The following is a 15,604-nucleotide window of genomic DNA, read 5'->3' on the forward strand; positions in this document are numbered from 1 at the left end:
GTCGTTTTTCTTTACAAAGGGTTTAGTTCATTTTATAAAGGGGTAAAAGTGTTTCAAAGGCATTATCAATTTTTTGGATCAGCTCATCACCGTTAAGTTCAGTCACGGTTTCCCGATCCAAGTGCAGACCGCAAAGAAGTTCCGCTTTCTTTACATTTTGTACTCTTTGACAAAGAGACAGGAATTCGTCCCGGGACATAGAAGAAAATGTTATGGCATCAGGCTTAGTATGATCACCTGACCATACGTAGTCCGAGGGAATCATATCCCTTATTTCATCCACATTTTCTTCAGCTTTTTTACCGAATTCCGCCTTATGGGGAGCTTCATAAATCATTGCGAACCAGATGAATAAATGGGTATTCCAAAGACCGATTTGAAAATGAGGATGTTTTTTGTACCCACGCTTATTATTGGCGAATGCCACCCATGTATCATCTGGAGGGTTTACAGAACGGCGTGCGTGCTTGGCTACATGGTAGAACATTTCGTCGCCGGTCAACGTGCTGAGCGCAGGTGTGAAATATTGTCCAAGATATTCAAGTTTAGGGCGTATATGCTGTTGAATGGCTTCCATTCTATTTTCTAATCCATCAATTTTAAACACATCAAAGTCATTATCAGTAAATCCGTTGAATTTCATCGTGCAGCCTCCTTACCTGATGTTCATATTTTAACACAAGGAAAGGGATAAAATGTAATGATCCGTTTCACCAATGGGTGTCTGCACATTTTAGTTACATGATGAGATGAAATTTCATATTATGTATTAAATATTATCAGAACAATCAGATAAATTGAAAAACACGGAAGGGGTGCACGACATTGAAACAAGTGATGAACACGTCAAAAAAACGGGATGTCCAGCAGCAGCGTCTAAACGTATTGAGACTTGAAATGGATTATGAATTAGCTGTATTGTTCGAGGCGATCCAGACTAAAAACAAAGAAAATCAATCAAAGTCAAAAGAAAAGCTTATGAATATCCGTGAAGAATTAATTAAAATGAAGGCTTTATAATGATTTGAACACAGAAAGGGTATACGATGAAAGGATTCGAAATGAACGATTATGGCGAACTCTTCCGTTTACATACGTAGAGTTCTTTTTTTTGTCCGCTTAATATGGCGCGAAAAGGTTAAAAACTTGAATCTCCCCTTTTTTTCCATTAAGCTAAAGAGCTAAAGGAACACTTCAAGTTGGTATGAAGACTAGTATTGGAGGTCATTAAATTGACAAATTGGAAAGAATTGGACCGAAATGCCAGAGATTGGATCATGGAGGCGGGGAAGAAGATCCGCGACTCCTTTCAAGATGAACTGAATATAAAAACAAAGTCCAACCGCAATGATTTGGTCACGAATATGGATGAAGCAACAGAGCGTTATTTTATTGAGAAAATCAGAAGTACATATAAACATCATCATATCATGGGAGAAGAAGGATTCGGTGACGAATTGAGCGAATTGTCCGGGGTGACCTGGATTATCGACCCGATAGACGGCACTATGAATTTTGTCCATCAACAAAGGAATTTTGCTATATCCATAGGGGTGTATGATGGTAAGCAAGGTGTCCTTGGATATATTTATGATGTCGTTCACGATGAGCTGTATCATGCTGAAAAGGGGAGGGGAGCTTATATGAATGATCAAAAGCTGCCTGTTCTCAATGAGGTTGCCGTGGAAGATTCCGTCATTGCTTTAAATGCTCAATGGATGACCACTAACAAGCGCATTGACCCTGAAATATTGGCACCATTGGTTCAAAAAGTGAGGGGGACGCGTTCATATGGTTCTGCTGCGATTGAAATGGCGTACATTGCCTCTGGAAGGCTCGATGCATATATCAGCATGCGCCTGGCGCCATGGGATTTCGCTGCCGGAAAGATCCTGATTGAAGAAGTCGGAGGGGTTGTTACTGATTTAGAAGGAAATGAACTGAACCCTCTGAATAAAAGTTCTTTATTTGTAGGAAAACCAGGGCTGCACGGGAAGATTTTGAACAACTATCTTAAGAACTGATTCTATAGATTAAAAAGAGGATGGGGCAAAAGTGTTTTAGTCTAATTAAAATCCGATAATAATTGACTGATCAGTCAATTATTATCGGATTTTTAGTTTGAAAGTACATTTTTAGTTGTAAGCTCTCTATAAGCGGTTGATTGGAGTGTAAGACGAAGACTCCTGCGGGAACAGCGGGTTAGGTGAGACCTGTCCAGCTCCAGGGCTTAGAGGCACATGTCATAAGTCAACTAGCCCAAGAAGGCAAAGAACGCCTTAGTGGACGATTCGCCTTATGCCACCCGCCTCTAACCAAAGCCCTTCCGCTTTTCTAACCGCAGGCTTGCCGAGGAGGCTCACGGGCTACCCGCGGAAAGCGAAGTCTTGCACGGAAATCAATAGCGATGATTAGAGCCTATCGTCATTAGATAGTGTTTTATCTTCATAGCAGCATTTTAAAAATATTTATTACAGCCTGCCTTCTTCCCGGTATCTCTTTTTTGTAGTGAAACCGAACCCCATGATAATCGTAAGAGCAATGATGCTTCCCGCTGCTAAAAGAGGGCTTGCCAGACTTATTGATATGGCGACGCCCATCAGGGATACGGCGGCCAAAACAGAATAAAGTACGAAGATCCATTTGATATTACCCATATAAACACCTCCGCTAATATGTATTTCAATGATAGTTATGCGAATAAAAAACAAATAGCAAATGAAACTGCTTACTTAAATTCTACATAGAGCCACAGGAATGTGCAACGGCAAATATAAAAGAGTGTTATCAGAGCTTTCAATAACCCCGGGACCGATTCATTCAATATTTATTAGGGATTTCAGCTGTGCTGTGCTATAATGGTCTAGTTGAACAGAATTACCCATTATCTTTAGCCTTCCAGGAAAGAAATCCAATATATTCAGGAGTGGAAATATGAACTTAAGAAATGATCTTAGAAATATTGCTATCATCGCTCACGTTGACCATGGTAAAACGACATTGGTTGATGAGCTGTTAAAGCAATCTGGAATCTTCCGCGAAAATGAACAAGTTTCAGAGCGCGCGATGGATTCGAATGACTTGGAAAGAGAACGCGGTATTACAATTTTGGCGAAAAATACGGCGATTCAATATAAAGATTCACGAATCAATATTCTTGATACACCGGGACATGCTGACTTTGGCGGCGAAGTGGAACGTATCATGAAAATGGTAGATGGTGTTCTGCTTGTTGTCGATGCGTACGAAGGCTGTATGCCTCAGACTCGTTTCGTCCTAAAGAAAGCACTTGAACAAAATCTTACACCGATCGTTGTCGTTAATAAGATTGACAAGCCTTCAGCGCGTCCTGAAGAAGTTATTGACGAGGTATTGGAATTATTCATTGAACTGGATGCGAATGATGAACAGCTTGAATTCCCTGTTGTTTATGCGTCTGCCATCAACGGTACTGCAAGCACCGATCCAGATCCTGCCAAACAAGATGAGAACATGCAGTGTTTATATGACTCAATCATTGAGCATATCCCTGCACCAGTCGATAATTCTGAGGAACCTCTTCAATTCCAGGTGGCATTGCTTGATTACAATGATTATGTCGGCCGTATCGGAATCGGACGTGTGTTCAGAGGAACGATGAAAGTTGGTCAGCAGGTTGCACTTATGAAGCTTGACGGCTCTGTTAAACAGTTCCGTGTTACAAAGATTTTCGGTTTCTTTGGTCTGAAGCGTGAAGAAATTCAGGAAGCAAAAGCAGGCGATTTAATCGCTGTTTCAGGAATGGAAGATATCAACGTGGGCGAAACGGTTTGCCCGGTTGAACATCAGGACCAGCTGCCGGTCCTTCGTATTGACGAACCTACCCTGCAAATGACATTCCTTGTGAACAACAGTCCGTTTGCCGGCAGAGAAGGTAAATATGTTACTTCAAGAAAGATTGAAGAGAGATTGCTGGCTCAGCTCCAAACAGATGTAAGTTTACGTGTTGAACCAACAGATTCACCTGATGCATGGACGGTTTCCGGACGTGGTGAGCTTCACCTTTCCATCTTGATTGAAAACATGCGTCGTGAAGGGTACGAATTGCAAGTATCTAAACCACAAGTCATCATCAAAGAAGTTGACGGTGTGAAGAGCGAGCCTGTAGAGCGTGTTCAAATTGATATACCGGAAGAATATATGGGCGGAGTCATTGAATCCCTTGGACAGCGTAAAGGTGAAATGCTTGATATGGTTAACAACGGTAATGGTCAAGTACGTTTAATGTTTATGGTTCCTGCTCGTGGTTTAATCGGTTATTCTACAGAGTTTATGACCCTTACACGTGGATATGGTATCATCAACCACACGTTCGACAGCTACCAGCCGCTGCAAAAAGGCCGTGTCGGCGGACGTCGTCAAGGTGTATTGGTTTCAATGGAAACAGGTAAGGCATCACAATACGGGATCATGCAAGTAGAAGATCGCGGAATTATCTTCGTTGAAGCAGGTACAGAAATATATGGCGGTATGATCGTTGGAGAGCATACAAGAGAAAATGATATTACCGTTAATATCACGAAGGTTAAACAGGCGACAAACGTCCGTTCAGCAAATAAGGACCAAACGGTTACGATTAAGAAAGCTCGCATCATGACGCTTGAGGAATCCCTTGAATATCTGAATGATGACGAGTACTGTGAAGTAACGCCGGAATCAATCCGCCTCCGTAAAAAAATTCTTGATAAGAATGAACGTGAAAGAGCGGAGAAAAAGAGCAAGGTATCTCAATAAACTGAGTGAAGGGGGAGCAGGAAATGGATGTAACTGAGCGTTTGTCCTTTTTCGCATCCCTTTACCGTGTTGATCAAAATGCGGAATTGGGGATGTGGCTTCTTTACTTAACCATTGTGGGACTCTCTATATTAGTGTACAAGCTTGGTTTTGCCCAAAAGCTGCCGCTTGGTAAATCGATCGTGATTTATTTATTCTTGATTGTCGGATGTACGGTTCTGACGTTTTTGGGTATCTTTTTACCGGTTGCAGAGGGTCTTGTCGTAGCGGCTCTTATCCTGATTATTTATAAGGTCCGCTTGAACAATGAAAAGAAAAAAGGAAATGTATAGAAAAAAAGCTGCAGGCTTATAACTGCAGCTTTTTTCTATTAATTGGTTTTCCCCTTATGGTTCTCTATAGCCAGAAATAAAAGGGGGATGGATGCACCATATACCAAATGGCCGGTCAGCCAAAGCAGGATGGCTGTGGGATCATGAGGAGCGGGGACATCCTTTATGGCAAGTGAAGAAAGCGGAAAGTATAACAAGAATGCGGGCAGGGTCAACGCAAATGATGTTATCCATACGGATATGCCGGCTAGTTTAAATCGGTGGACTATCATCACAAAAACCATTCCGATCAGACAGGAAACAATCAAATGGAAAATGAATTCCATCAACTCCGGCCATTGGACAGCCCCTAAATAAGGTATGAAATCCACATTGAGCAGGAGTATGTATACTTTTATTCCAGTCAGTCCCTGCAGCAGTTTCAGGGTGAGGCCCAGCAGGATTCCCGATACGATGCCGATAAAGATTCCCTTGAGGGACTCTTTAGAATTCATCTTCTACTTTTGGAGAGCGGTAAAGTTTGAAGTTACCTGTTGCGGCACGTTCTTCTGTTTTTTTAGTGATACGCTTGTGGCATGGGTCACACATATAAGTGTGAATGGGTCTGTTCCTTAATCTTTTCGCCTGCAGCGAATAATCTTCAATATTTTCTATTACTTCGCATAGAGCACATTTAACACGCATATTAACACCTCATTGCTTTTTCTCTCATAAGATTTCTCATTTTAGTATATCATGTAGTATGAGAGAACGCTTCAATTTACTTACAGCACATTTTTAATCTTCATTATATGATGTATAATGATATCAAAATAAAAAGAAGGACAATTAAATTTCATGACGAATTTTTCTTAATGAAGGACCAGGGAGGAGTGATTGTTTTGGCTAACCAAGTGGAACCGGGCTTGATCCCGGTACTATTCGAGGAACTTCAATCTGAACGCTTTGTTACCTTGTCCACCGTAGATCATGAAACGGGAGGACCGAATGTCAATGCAGTTTCATGGATTTTGGCGAAGGATGAAGAAACAGTACTTTTCACTGTGAATCAGAAATCCAAAATCGTTGAGAATATCAAGAAGAATCCGCTTGCTGTTATTAACTTAATTGCAAATGAATCAACTTATTCGATTGCCGGGAAGACGGAAATCAGTCAGGTACAGCTTGAAGGTGTACCGTTGAAACTCACTTTGATTAAGATGAAGATCGAAGAGGTGAGGGATGTCATGTTTTACGGCTCCAGGATCTCAGCAGAGCCTGCTTATGAGAAGACGTATGATAAAGCCGCTGCGGAACGCCTGGACCGCCAAGTAATAGAAGCCATGAAAAAAGCCTGAATCAGCTTTTTCATGGCTTTTTATATTTCAGAGCCTATTCGATATGATTCTCGCTCTGGTCTTCCTGTTCTTTGTTTAGCTGATTTTCTTTTGTCTGGTTCATTTTTTTCTTTGGTTGTTTTGGAGCATTTTCAGGGTCTGTCTGCTTAAGGGAGCGTGGAATTTCAGGCATGAGCCTGCCGGAAATGTCTGAGAGTTCGTTCATGATTCCCTGTACAGGTTCTCCGCGCTGGATATCCTTGCTTATTTCTTTCAAGCGTGCATTTACGTCAGGGTCTGCGACTACGATTGCCTGTGCCCCATAAGGATCATCTTTCAAGGCTTCTGCAACAGAGTATTTAATCGAACCGACTTCAGAACGTTCGACATTGGAATCGATATCGATTCCTACAAAAGCGTATTTTCCTATGACGACGGCGGTTGCATCTCTTACATCCGGAACTCTTGTAGTCAGGTTAACCAGATGTTTTGAAATTTGCTGTCCGGATTTTCTTTCAACATGCTGGATGTTGCTGTCTTGGACCGTGATCGGTTTGTTTGGGTCAGATTGTGGATTTTTATTGTAACCGACCTCTTTATTGTTGGCGCAAGCCGTCAGAAAGAGGACAATTCCAAGCAGAGAGATGAATTTATTCATGTCAGTACCTCCCGGGTTAATTTCATTATCTTTTCTTATTGTGTAATTTTCTTCTATCTTTATACGTTTATTCATATATTTTAAGAAACGGGCCGTCCTATTTGAGTAGCTGGGAATAACCGGATCAACTTTGGCTACATACAATAGTAATAAGAAATGAGGAGCAGGAGGCATCGATTTGAAAAAAATTTATGTATTAGATACCAATGTCTTATTACAAGATCCACAAGCCATCTTTTCGTTTCAGGACAATGAGGTGGTTATACCAGCGGTCGTATTAGAAGAAGTGGATTCGAAGAAGCGTTATATGGATGAAATCGGACGAAACGCAAGACATGTATCGAAACTGATCGATAATTTAAGGCAAGAAGGAAAGCTCCATGAAAAGATTCCGTTGTACACAGGCGGGTCACTGAGAATAGAGTTAAACCATCGTTCCTTCCAGGAACTGCAAGAGATATTTGTGGAAAAAACAAATGATAACCGGATATTGGCCGTCGCAAAAAACCTCTCTTTGGAGGAAGAAGCCAAAGAAAACGGAAAATCGGTTATATTGGTAAGTAAAGACACGCTGGTGAGAGTCAAGGCTGATGCACTGGGGTTGCAGGCTGAGGACTTTCTGAGCGACCGGGTAGTGGAGGTCAACGATATATATACCGGATTCAATGAGTTATTTGTTGAAAAAGGTGCAGTGGACAAATTTTATGAAAATGGGGAATTGACCCTTAAAGATATAACGAAGCAGCGATTTTATTCACATGAATTTATCATATTGAAAGATGCACTGGGCAGTTCTGCTTCTGCTGTCGGGATGGTGGATGGCTCTGGGACGAAGCTGAAGAAATTAGTGTATGATCATGACCATATGTGGGGGATTAAAGCGAGGAACGTCCAGCAGACGATGGCAACCGAACTTTTACTTAGGGATGATATTTCACTGGTCACGATGATTGGTAAAGCGGGTACGGGAAAGACCCTCCTTGCTCTGGCAGCGGGACTGCTTCAAACAGAGGACTTTCATAAATTCAATAAGCTATTGGTAGCCCGTCCGATTGTACCAGTGGGTAAAGATATAGGGTATCTGCCGGGGGAAAAACAAGAAAAACTCAGACCATGGATGCAGCCGATCTATGATAACCTCGAGTATCTGTTCAATGTAAAAAAACCTGGGGAACTTGATGATATATTAGCCGGTATGGCCTCGATTGAAGTTGAAGCACTGACTTATATAAGAGGCAGAAGCATACCTGATCAATTCATTATCATTGATGAAGCGCAAAACCTCACAAAGCATGAAGTGAAAACGATATTAACAAGGGTAGGGGAAAGAAGTAAAATCGTCCTGATGGGTGACCCCGCACAAATCGACCATCCTTATCTTGATGAATATAACAACGGTCTGACCTACGTAGTAGAAAAATTTAAAGAGCAACGGATAGCGGGCCATGTGAAATTGATGAAAGGTGAACGTTCCGGGCTTGCCCAGCTTGCGGCAGATCTCTTATAAAGCGAATCTGTTTTGGTGGAAATTAATTACATTTATACCTTATGAAAAACCCGGTGCAGAGGTTCCTGCGCCGGGTTTAGTTATGTAGAAACCATTTGATCTTTATTCCAGTCGAAAGGCTTTTACATTTTTAATTGGATTTTCTTTATTGGACCCATCTTTAAGAAGGATATGAACAGGTCCGTCTTCTTTCAAAGGTTTCCCGTCCTTTGAAAAGGCCATCAGCAGTTCTTCGGCTTTTTCAACAGGGAAGTTGAATTCACCGGACTCTGTCTCGATAATAATAGTTGAGGCATCTTCATGCGGTTCCGCGTTTTTTAAAAATGGTGCAAATGGTATGGCGAAAGTACCGGTAAGAACCTTTTCCTTTTCATACTTCTTTTCCGTCTTCAATGTAGGAGGATATGTGGCACCCTCCTGGATTTCGCGGGACCAATGCTTCGACACCGCTTTTGTATATTCTTCCAGTTCATCTTTCATTATACTTCCTTCTTCAAAGAAAGTGTTTAAATCAATTTTTCTGTCATCAAAAATCCATACTCCGGAATCTAACGTGATGACAAACTTAACTTTACCTTTGATCGGTACGATGCTTTCCACAACAGATTCCTCCCTTTCAATAGTTCTAGTATATCGGTTATAAATCTTTTTGTCACATGATTTTGTGTAAGCATTTTCACTGTTTTCAATTTACCGATTTAGGGAAACTTACTAGAGAATGAAGGAGAGTGAGGAAAAATGTCAGATCAAAAACTACTGGGAGAACTGGTCGATATCGCGAGGGCTTTTGCCCCATATGGAAAGGTCGCAGATTATATCCCTGCGTTAAGCAATCAAAATCCGGATGATTTAGCTATTTGTATATACTCCATTGAAAATGAATCTTATTATGCAGGAGATCATCTTAAAAAATTCACCCTGCAGAGTATTTCAAAAGTCATCACCCTGGCACTTGTATTAATGGATAATGGAGAAGATGAGGTGTTTTCCAAAGTAGGAATGGAGCCCACGGGCGATCCATTCAATTCAATTGCCAAATTAGAAACGAACATACCTTCGAAGCCCCTCAACCCAATGATCAATGCAGGCGCCTTGGCAGTGACGCATATGATCAAAGGAGATACAGTCATAGAAAAATGGGACAGGTTGATTGAATTCATCTCTCATTTGACAGGGCAGCAAGTTACATACAATGAAGATGTTGCTTATTCAGAACTCCAGACCGCCAACCTGAATCGTTCGCTTTGCTATTTTATGAAGCAGCATGGAGTGATAACGGGGAATATAGAGGATTTATTGGTGTTATACACGAAGCAATGTGCAGTGGAAATGAATTGTGTGGATTTGGCCAAAATGGGGGCTGTCTTTGCCAATGACGGACTGGATCCCGAAAGCGGAAGGCAGCTTATATCCAAAGATGTCGCAAGGATATGTAAAACCTTTATGGTGACATGTGGAATGTACAACAGTTCGGGTGAGTTTGCCATTAAGGTAGGGATCCCTGCAAAGAGCGGGGTATCCGGCGGAATCATGGGGAGTGTACCGGGAAAATGCGGGATCGGCATCTTCGGCCCTGCTCTGGATGAAGTAGGGAATAGTATTGCCGGCACCAAGCTTCTGGAAGGGCTCAGTGCTAAATATTCCTGGAGTATTTTCTAGCATCGGCTAATTGTGAACCGGCCCTTCAATCCAAATTCGTTCCTTACAAAAACGTTAATTATTCTTGCAATTTGTGCAGTTTAACGATAAAATTTTAAGACAGGAATGCTATTTGTACGGAATGGGGGGATCACTGTGGCGTCAGAAATGACAGTTAATCATCGAGAAAAAGCCTATGAGTTATTAAAGGCTGATGCGGAAAAGATTTTACAGCTAATTAAAGTGCAAATGGATAATTTAACGATGCCCCAATGTCCTCTTTACGAGGAAGTATTGGATACCCAAATGTTCGGATTATCCCGTGAAATAGAATTTGCTGTCCGGTTGGGACTGGTGGATGACGGAGATGGGAAGGAACTGATTGATTCTTTGGAAAGGGAACTTTCTGCCCTTCATGAAGCGTCCACAAAAAAGTAAAATAGTCATGACAACTCAAACAATAATGAACACTGTTGTTTGAGTTTTTTTATAGAGGTGCATAAATTGCCGAAAAAGAAAATGAAATAGATAAAGGGTTGAATTGTCATGATTAAAAAAATATTGAAGTCCTATGACTATTCTTTGATAGCTGTGTACATATTCCTGTGCTTTTTTGGATTGGTGATGGTTTACAGTGCCAGCATGGTGATGGCTGTGGAACGATTTGATCTTACAAGCGATTATTTCTATAAGAAGCAGCTGATCAACGTACTCATAGGATTTGCTGCATTTACAGTTGCTGCCTGGTTCCCTTATAAAGCCTTTCAAGTAGGGAAAATCATAAAAGGGCTTATGACCGTCATCATCATCATGCTCGTTTCAGTACATATATTCGGAAGTGAAGTCAATAATGCCAGAAGCTGGATCAATCTGGGTTTCATGAGGATTCAGCCTTCTGAATTTGCCAAGCTGGCGGTTGTCATATACTTAGGTTCCGTGTATTCAAAGAAACAGGCTTATATAAATGATTTGAATCGGGGGCTTGCTCCGCCATTGATTTTTCTCGGGTTCATATGCTTCATTGTTTTTCTTGAACCGGATTTTGGGACGGCAGCGATTATTTTTATGATCGGGGCAATCGTCATCCTGTGTTCGGGAATCAATTTCCGGACGATCTCAAAGCTTGCAGGTATAGGAGCCGGTCTGCTGGTCATCGTTTCTCCCTTCATCTATCTGGCAAGGGGATTCATCTTTACCACTGAAAGGATGAGCAGGATCGAGGCTTATCTTTCGCCATTTAAGGACGCTCAAGGGGAAGGTTATCAGCTTGTAAACTCCTATCTTGCGATTGGTTCCGGCGGGGTTCAGGGGCTTGGCCTTGGACAGAGTATCCAGAAGCTCGGCTACATACCGGAACCTCAGACTGATTTCATCATGGCGATCATTGCGGAAGAACTGGGTGTCTTCGGAGTCAGTTTTGTTATTCTGGGTCTTACTTATATCGTGTTAAGAGGCATCTATATCGGTGTGAAATGCCAGGATCCATTTGGGACGATGCTTGCGATCGGGATCTCAAGTATGATTGGTATACAGGCTTTCATCAATTTAGGAGGGGTTTCCGGACTCATCCCGATCACCGGTGTGCCCCTGCCTTTCATCAGTTACGGGGGATCTTCACTGCTGGTCCTTTCATTATCGCTCGGTGTCCTTGTGAATGTTTCGATGTTTGTGAAATATGAAGAAAAATATAAAACAAAGAAGGAAAATGACGAACCTTTGGAGAATATGTCTAGTAACAAGAGAATATATGGTGTAAAAATGTAGGTCTCTAATAGGGAATTTAAAATCTCTATGTCTAGGGTCTGCCCCCTAAGATACGCTAGTATCCATCTTTCGGGTCAGTCCTTTTTTAATAGACTAGTAATGAAAGATTTTCAATCATGAACTAACTTAAAGGAGAGATTGTATTGAAGAAAATTCAAAAGGTATTAGTCGCAAACCGCGGGGAAATTGCCATCCGCGTATTCCGTGCCTGTACGGAATTGAACATCAGGACTGTTGCAGTCTACAGTAAAGAAGATTCAGGCTCCTATCACCGGTATAAAGCAGATGAAGCTTACTTAGTCGGTGAAGATAAGAAACCGATCGATGCCTATCTCGATATAGAAGGCATTATTAAAATAGCAAAAAAATCAGATGTGGATGCCATCCATCCAGGTTACGGATTCCTTTCTGAAAATATTCATTTTGCCAGAAGATGTGAAGAAGAGGGCATCATTTTCGTTGGGCCTCATTCAACTCACTTGGACATGTTCGGGGATAAGGTCAAGGCAAGAAAACAAGCCCAGCTGGCAGATATCCCTGTCATTCCCGGAAGTGACGGACCGGTTACAAGCCTTGAAGAAGTGATCAGCTTTGGAAAGGAAGCAGGATTCCCAATCATCATCAAAGCATCCCTTGGCGGGGGAGGCCGCGGCATGAGGATCGTCCGAAACCTTGAGACCCTGAAAGAGGCATATGAACGTGCCAAGTCTGAAGCAAAAGCGGCATTTGGAAATGATGAAATCTATGTAGAAAAATTTGTGGAAAATCCAAAGCATATCGAGGTTCAGATCCTTGGGGATGCCGATGGAAACATTGTTCATCTTTTTGAACGGGACTGCTCGATTCAAAGGCGGCACCAGAAGGTTGTGGAAATCGCCCCTTCCGTATCCCTTGATGACAAATTAAGAGAGGATATTTGTGAAGCGGCAGTACGCTTGATGGATAACGTGAAATATGTGAATGCCGGTACGGTTGAATTTCTAGTTGCAAACAACCAATTTTATTTCATAGAAGTGAACCCGAGGGTACAGGTCGAGCACACCATCACAGAAATGGTGACAGGGGTGGATATCGTTCAATCCCAGCTGCTCATTGCCGAAGGACATGCCCTGCACAGCCGTGAAGTGGGCATACCCCTGCAGGAAGATGTCAAGCTGCATGGATATGCCATTCAGTCAAGGGTAACAACTGAGGATCCGCTAAATAACTTCATGCCGGACACAGGAAAGATCATGGCATACAGATCAGGTGGAGGATTCGGTGTCCGGCTTGACGCCGGGAATGGATATCAGGGTGCAATCGTCACACCATATTATGATTCCCTGCTTGTAAAGCTTTCGACATGGGCCTTGACATTTGAACAAGCTGCATCGAAAATGGTCAGAAATCTTCAAGAATTTAGAATTCGCGGAATCAAGACCAATATCCCTTTCCTGGAGAACGTCGTGAAACATGAAAAGTTCATCACTGGAGAATATGATACATCATTCATCGATACGACTCCTGAACTATTCATTTTTCCTAAACGAAAAGACCGCGGAACGAAAATGCTCTCTTATATAGGAAATGTGACCGTCAATGGCTTCCCGGGAGTGGAAAAGAAGAAAAAGCCGGTATTCTCCAGACCAAGGATGCCTGAATTCGATCCTACAGGGACAGCAAAACCCGGAACCAAACAAATACTGGATCAGCATGGCGCTGAAGGGCTGGTAAACTGGGTTAAGGACCAGAAGCAGGTACTTTTGACAGATACTACATTCCGTGATGCGCACCAGTCACTCCTGGCTACCCGTGTCAGAACGAATGATCTGAAGCAGATTGCAGAGCCGACATCCCATCTTCTTCCTGATATGTTCTCCTTTGAAATGTGGGGAGGGGCTACATTTGATGTTGCCTACCGCTTCTTGAAAGAAGACCCATGGAACCGCTTGTTGACGTTGAGGGAACGCATTCCAAATGTGTTATTCCAAATGTTGTTAAGGGCTTCCAACGCAGTTGGTTACAAGAATTATCCGGATAATGTCATCAGGGAGTTCGTGGAGAAATCTGCATTTGCAGGTATCGATGTATTCAGGATCTTTGACAGTCTGAACTGGGTGAAAGGAATGGAAGTCGCAATTGATTCCGTAAGACAGAGCGGGAAAATTGCTGAAGCAGCCATTTGTTACACCGGGGATATCGATGACCCGACACGTACCAAATATGATATTGACTATTACAAGAATCTTGCAAAGGAACTTGAAGCGAGCGGAGCGCATATCCTTGCAATCAAGGATATGGCAGGGTTATTGAAACCACAGGCTGCATACAGGCTTATTTCCGAACTGAAAGAATCTGTAAGCCTCCCTATTCACCTGCATACACATGATACAAGCGGAAATGGTATTTATACTTATGCAAGAGCGATTGATGCAGGTGTAGATATCGTAGATACCGCTCTCAGCACGATGTCTGGACTGACTTCACAGCCTAGTGCGAACTCACTCTATTATGCTTTAAAAGGTACTGAAAGAGAGCCGGAAGTCAATGTTGAATCCCTTGAATCACTTTCCCACTACTGGGAAGATGTGCGTAAATACTATACCGACTTCGAAAGCGGTATGATGTCACCGCATCCTGAAGTTTATAAGCATGAGATGCCAGGCGGCCAATACAGTAATCTTCAGCAGCAGGCAAAAGCCGTCGGGCTTGGCGAACGCTGGGAAGAAGTGAAAGAGATGTATGCAAGGGTCAATCATCTATTTGGTGATATCGTCAAGGTTACACCTTCCTCCAAAGTGGTAGGGGACATGGCTCTATTCATGGTGCAAAATGATCTCTCAGAACAGGATGTCATTGAAAAGGGTGAAAAGATAGACTTCCCGGATTCAGTTGTTGAACTGTTTGAAGGATATCTCGGGCAGCCGCATGGAGGATTCCCTGAGGAACTGCAGAAAGTCATTCTTAAAGGGAGAAACCCATTAACCGTACGTCCTGGGGAACTGCTGGATGACGTAGACTTTACGAAATTGAAAGAAAAGCTCTATGAACAACTCAACCGTCCGGTCACCAGCTTTGATGCACTTGGATATGCACTATATCCAAAAGTATTTTCCGACTATGCACAAACACTTGAACAATTCGGTGACATTTCCGTTCTTGATACACCTACATTCCTGTTCGGAATGAGACTGGGCGAGGAAATCGAAGTTGAAATCGAGACTGGAAAAACCTTGATCGTAAAACTGGTATCAATTGGTCAGGCTCAGGCTGATGGTACAAGAGTCGTTTATTTTGAGTTAAATGGACAGCCGCGTGAGGTTGTAATCAAAGATGAAAATATCAAATCCACGGTAGCCGCAAAAAGAAAAGTTGATCCTAAGGATGAAACTCATATCGGGGCTTCTATGCCGGGAACAGTCATCAGGGTGATTGTAGAAAAGGGCGAAAAGGTGGAAAAAGGTGATCACCTGATGATCACAGAGGCCATGAAAATGGAAACCACCGTCCAGGCACCATTCTCTGGAACCGTAAAAGACATTTATGTAGGAAGCGGAGATGCAATCAGTCCGGGGGATTTATTGATAGAAATGCAAAAATAACATCATAAAAAAGGGATGCCGGTACATTACCGGCA

General features: G+C 42.4%; 16 protein-coding genes. 10 read left to right on the forward strand and 6 right to left on the reverse strand.

Features of this window, described 5'->3' with window-relative positions; translation table 11 throughout:
- Nucleotides 1-22 precede the first annotated feature (22 nt).
- Nucleotides 23-643, reverse strand: a complete 621-nt coding sequence (locus tag ACKA06_RS02675) for a YktB family protein (protein WP_032088999.1) — start codon at nucleotides 641-643, stop codon at nucleotides 23-25.
- Nucleotides 644-834: 191 nt separating this feature from the next.
- Here ACKA06_RS02675 and ACKA06_RS02680 point away from each other — a divergent pair, with 191 nt between their 5' ends.
- Both ACKA06_RS02680 and ACKA06_RS02685 read left to right on the forward strand, forming a co-directional pair.
- Nucleotides 835-1,020: a hypothetical protein gene (locus ACKA06_RS02680; protein WP_318293704.1), complete on the forward strand. Its 186-nt coding sequence runs from the start codon at nucleotides 835-837 to the stop codon at nucleotides 1,018-1,020.
- A gap of 212 nt (nucleotides 1,021-1,232) precedes the next feature.
- Entirely contained in the window at nucleotides 1,233-2,024 is a 792-nt protein-coding gene (locus tag ACKA06_RS02685) for an inositol monophosphatase family protein (protein WP_032088997.1), read from the forward strand.
- A 447-nt stretch (nucleotides 2,025-2,471) separates the two neighbouring features.
- On the opposite strand, the gene ACKA06_RS02690 is transcribed toward ACKA06_RS02685, so the two are convergent.
- On the reverse strand, nucleotides 2,472-2,657 hold the full coding sequence (locus tag ACKA06_RS02690; protein ID WP_032088995.1) for a YlaF family protein: 186 nt from the start codon (nucleotides 2,655-2,657) through the stop codon (nucleotides 2,472-2,474).
- A gap of 277 nt (nucleotides 2,658-2,934) precedes the next feature.
- Here ACKA06_RS02690 and typA point away from each other — a divergent pair, with 277 nt between their 5' ends.
- Both typA and ACKA06_RS02700 read left to right on the forward strand, forming a co-directional pair.
- Nucleotides 2,935-4,773: a translational GTPase TypA gene (gene typA / locus ACKA06_RS02695; protein WP_032088994.1), complete on the forward strand. Its 1,839-nt coding sequence runs from the start codon at nucleotides 2,935-2,937 to the stop codon at nucleotides 4,771-4,773.
- 23 nt (nucleotides 4,774-4,796) lie between these two features.
- Nucleotides 4,797-5,105 (forward strand): YlaH-like family protein, encoded by a 309-nt coding sequence (locus ACKA06_RS02700; RefSeq protein ID WP_032088993.1) that lies wholly within the window; start codon nucleotides 4,797-4,799, stop codon nucleotides 5,103-5,105.
- Between the two features lie 38 nt (nucleotides 5,106-5,143).
- Here the strand turns inward: ACKA06_RS02700 and ACKA06_RS02705 are convergent, their stop codons facing one another.
- The gene (locus ACKA06_RS02705) at nucleotides 5,144-5,599 is read right to left on the reverse strand and encodes a hypothetical protein (protein WP_032088990.1); all 456 of its coding nucleotides are present in this window, start codon (nucleotides 5,597-5,599) and stop codon (nucleotides 5,144-5,146) included.
- Entirely contained in the window at nucleotides 5,589-5,789 is a 201-nt protein-coding gene (locus ACKA06_RS02710) for a YlaI family protein (protein ID WP_032088989.1), read from the reverse strand. Before ACKA06_RS02710 ends, ACKA06_RS02705 begins: the two co-directional genes overlap by 11 nt.
- Nucleotides 5,790-5,986: 197 nt before the next feature.
- Between ACKA06_RS02710 and ACKA06_RS02715 the strand changes: the two genes are divergently transcribed.
- Nucleotides 5,987-6,442, forward strand: coding sequence for a pyridoxamine 5'-phosphate oxidase family protein (locus ACKA06_RS02715; RefSeq protein ID WP_032088988.1), 456 nt, complete (start codon nucleotides 5,987-5,989; stop codon nucleotides 6,440-6,442).
- A gap of 34 nt (nucleotides 6,443-6,476) precedes the next feature.
- On the opposite strand, the gene ACKA06_RS02720 is transcribed toward ACKA06_RS02715, so the two are convergent.
- Nucleotides 6,477-7,079, reverse strand: coding sequence for a YhcN/YlaJ family sporulation lipoprotein (locus ACKA06_RS02720; RefSeq protein WP_032088987.1), 603 nt, complete (start codon nucleotides 7,077-7,079; stop codon nucleotides 6,477-6,479).
- A 178-nt stretch (nucleotides 7,080-7,257) separates the two neighbouring features.
- On the opposite strand from ACKA06_RS02720, the gene ACKA06_RS02725 reads away from it, so the two are divergent.
- Nucleotides 7,258-8,586, forward strand: a complete 1,329-nt coding sequence (locus tag ACKA06_RS02725) for a PhoH family protein (RefSeq protein WP_198259278.1) — start codon at nucleotides 7,258-7,260, stop codon at nucleotides 8,584-8,586.
- 102 nt (nucleotides 8,587-8,688) lie between these two features.
- Here the strand turns inward: ACKA06_RS02725 and ACKA06_RS02730 are convergent, their stop codons facing one another.
- Complete coding sequence (locus ACKA06_RS02730; protein ID WP_032088985.1) at nucleotides 8,689-9,186, reverse strand: hypothetical protein; 498 nt, start codon at nucleotides 9,184-9,186, stop codon at nucleotides 8,689-8,691.
- A 138-nt stretch (nucleotides 9,187-9,324) separates the two neighbouring features.
- Between ACKA06_RS02730 and glsA the strand changes: the two genes are divergently transcribed.
- From glsA to pyc, 4 genes are all read left to right on the forward strand, one after another.
- Complete coding sequence (glsA, locus tag ACKA06_RS02735) at nucleotides 9,325-10,245, forward strand: glutaminase A (protein ID WP_032088984.1); 921 nt, start codon at nucleotides 9,325-9,327, stop codon at nucleotides 10,243-10,245.
- A gap of 135 nt (nucleotides 10,246-10,380) precedes the next feature.
- Nucleotides 10,381-10,662, forward strand: a complete 282-nt coding sequence (locus ACKA06_RS02740; protein WP_032088983.1) for a YlaN family protein — start codon at nucleotides 10,381-10,383, stop codon at nucleotides 10,660-10,662.
- A 108-nt stretch (nucleotides 10,663-10,770) separates the two neighbouring features.
- A complete protein-coding gene (gene ftsW / locus ACKA06_RS02745) occupies nucleotides 10,771-11,988 on the forward strand; it encodes a putative lipid II flippase FtsW (protein ID WP_198259279.1) in 1,218 nt (405 codons plus the stop codon).
- Nucleotides 11,989-12,131: 143 nt separating this feature from the next.
- Complete coding sequence (pyc, locus tag ACKA06_RS02750) at nucleotides 12,132-15,569, forward strand: pyruvate carboxylase (protein WP_058298348.1); 3,438 nt, start codon at nucleotides 12,132-12,134, stop codon at nucleotides 15,567-15,569.
- The last annotated feature ends 35 nt before the right edge of the window (nucleotides 15,570-15,604 follow it).

This window comes from Rossellomorea oryzaecorticis (assembly GCF_045897515.1).
GTDB lineage: Bacteria > Bacillota > Bacilli > Bacillales > Bacillaceae_B > Rossellomorea > Rossellomorea enclensis.

Excerpts from the sequence above, each read along its gene's own strand:
- ACKA06_RS02675 (WP_032088999.1), bottom strand. The coding sequence starts at position 643 with ATGAAATTCAACGGATTTACTGATAATGACTTTGATGTGTTTAAAATT.
- ACKA06_RS02690 (WP_032088995.1), bottom strand. The coding sequence starts at position 2,657 with ATGGGTAATATCAAATGGATCTTCGTACTTTATTCTGTTTTGGCCGCC.
- typA (WP_032088994.1), top strand. The coding sequence starts at position 2,935 with ATGAACTTAAGAAATGATCTTAGAAATATTGCTATCATCGCTCACGTT.
- ACKA06_RS02700 (WP_032088993.1), top strand. The coding sequence starts at position 4,797 with ATGGATGTAACTGAGCGTTTGTCCTTTTTCGCATCCCTTTACCGTGTT.
- ACKA06_RS02705 (WP_032088990.1), bottom strand. The coding sequence starts at position 5,599 with ATGAATTCTAAAGAGTCCCTCAAGGGAATCTTTATCGGCATCGTATCG.
- ACKA06_RS02710 (WP_032088989.1), bottom strand. The coding sequence starts at position 5,789 with ATGCGTGTTAAATGTGCTCTATGCGAAGTAATAGAAAATATTGAAGAT.
- ACKA06_RS02720 (WP_032088987.1), bottom strand. The coding sequence starts at position 7,079 with ATGAATAAATTCATCTCTCTGCTTGGAATTGTCCTCTTTCTGACGGCT.
- glsA (WP_032088984.1), top strand. The coding sequence starts at position 9,325 with ATGTCAGATCAAAAACTACTGGGAGAACTGGTCGATATCGCGAGGGCT.
- ftsW (WP_198259279.1), top strand. The coding sequence starts at position 10,771 with ATGATTAAAAAAATATTGAAGTCCTATGACTATTCTTTGATAGCTGTG.